This is a genomic window from Salipiger sp. HF18, from assembly GCF_011806505.1.
In the GTDB taxonomy this organism is placed as follows: Bacteria; Pseudomonadota; Alphaproteobacteria; order Rhodobacterales; family Rhodobacteraceae; genus Salipiger; species Salipiger thiooxidans.
Map to the genome: position 1 here is coordinate 1 of NZ_JAATOS010000672.1, position 1,814 is coordinate 1,814.

Genomic DNA, 1,814 nt, shown 5'->3' on the forward strand with positions numbered 1-1,814 from the left:
TCGGCCTCCGCCCGGGCACGACGATGAACCTCGTGATCCTGCCGCAGGCGCTGCGGGTCATCATTCCGCCGCTGATCTCGCAGTTCCTGAACCTCACCAAGAACAGCTCGCTCGCCATCGCGGTGGGCTACATGGACGCCCGCTCGACCCTGGGCGGCATCACCATCAACCAGACGGGCCGCGAGCTCGAGGGGATGCTGCTGCTGGGCCTGTTCTACCTCGTGCTCAGCCTGCTGATCTCGGGCGTGATGAACGTCTACAACAACTCCGTGAAGCTGAAGGAGCGATGAGATGAGCGATACCCACGCACAGACCGTCGCCTTCGTCCGCGACACCATGACCGAGCAGCAGGAGCCCCCGCTCTCGCAATCCGGCGCCTACAAGTGGATGCGCGAGAACCTGCTCTCGACGCCGCTGAACGTGATCCTGACGCTGGTCTCGGTCTGGCTGATCTACTCGGTCCTGAGCCATGTCATGCCCTGGGCGGTGTTCGGGATCTGGGACGCCAGCAGCCTCTCGGAATGCCGCACCATCCGTGACGAACTCTACGGCGCCGACGCCAACGTCGCCTGCTGGGCGGTGATCAGCGAACGCTGGAAGCAGCTGCTCTTCGGCTTCTACCCGCCCGAGCACTACTGGCGCCCGGTGCTGGCCTTCGTGCTGTTCCTCGTCGCGATCTCGCCGGTGCTGTTCTCATCGCTGCCACGCAAGCTGCTGGCCTTCTCCGTCGTCGCGCCCTTCATCCTGTTCTGGCTGATCTGGGGCGGCACCATCTGGGGGCCGATCTGCGTCGCGCTCGGCTTCGTCATCGGCTGGGCGATCATCCGCTACGCGAGCCCCTACATCGGCGCGCTCGGCAGCGTCATCCTCGCCATCGTCGTGCCGCTTCTGTACTGGTTCGTGCTGGCCGGGCCGCTCGACGACCTGCTGGCGTCGATCCTGCCCATCGGGCTCGAGCAAGTGCAGTCCAAACAGATGGGCGGCTTCATGCTGGCCATGATCATCGGCATCTCGGGCATCGCCCTGTCGCTGCCGCTGGGCATCGTGCTGGCGCTCGGCCGCCAGTCGGACCTGTTCCTCATCAACAAGTGCTCGGTGATCTTCATCGAGGTGATCCGCGGCGTGCCGCTGATCGTCTGGCTGTTCACCGCGTCGCTGCTGCTGAACTACTTCCTGCCGCCGGGCACCAACTTCGACCTCATGCTGCGGGTCATCATCATGGTGACGCTGTTCTCCTCGGCATACATCGCCGAGGTGGTGCGCGGGGGCCTCGCGGCCCTGCCCAAGGGCCAGTACGAAGCCGCCGACGCGCTGGGGCTCGACTACTGGAAATCCATGCGGCTTGTGATCCTGCCGCAGGCACTCAAGATTTCGATCCCGGGGATCGTGAACACGTTCATCGGGCTCTTCAAGGACACCACGCTGGTGGTCTTCATCGGTCTGCTAGACCCCATCGGCCTGTCCAACGCGATCCGGGCAAGTACCGAGTGGAACGGCATCTACTGGGAGCTCTTCGTCTTCATCGGCCTCTGCTTCTTCATCTTCTGCTTCAGCATGGGCCGCTATTCGCTCTTCCTCGAGAAAAAGCTCCGCCGTGAGCACCGCTAAGGAGACCTGATCATGCAACAACAATCGACCACGTCCGTCGACCTCAGCCACATGACCGTCTCCGACGAGGTGGCCATCCAGATCACGAAGATGAACAAGTGGTACGGGAACTTCCACGTGCTGCGCGACATCGACCTCACCGTCTACCGCGGCGAGCGGATCGTCATCGCCGGGCCCTCGGGCTCGGGCAAGCCGACGATGATCCG

General features: G+C 63.7%; 3 protein-coding genes. All 3 read left to right on the forward strand.

All coding sequences use genetic code 11. The features are described from left to right. Positions 1-290 (forward strand): ABC transporter permease subunit (locus HC022_RS25695; protein WP_167454270.1); only part of this gene is annotated, 290 nt, incomplete at its 5' end. 1 nt (position 291) lies between these two features. Further along, a complete protein-coding gene (locus HC022_RS25700) occupies positions 292-1,608 on the forward strand; it encodes an amino acid ABC transporter permease (protein ID WP_089954753.1) in 1,317 nt (438 codons plus the stop codon). Positions 1,609-1,620: 12 nt separating this feature from the next. Next, on the forward strand, positions 1,621-1,814 hold a 194-nt coding region (locus tag HC022_RS25705), incomplete at its 3' end, for an ATP-binding cassette domain-containing protein (RefSeq protein ID WP_368484803.1).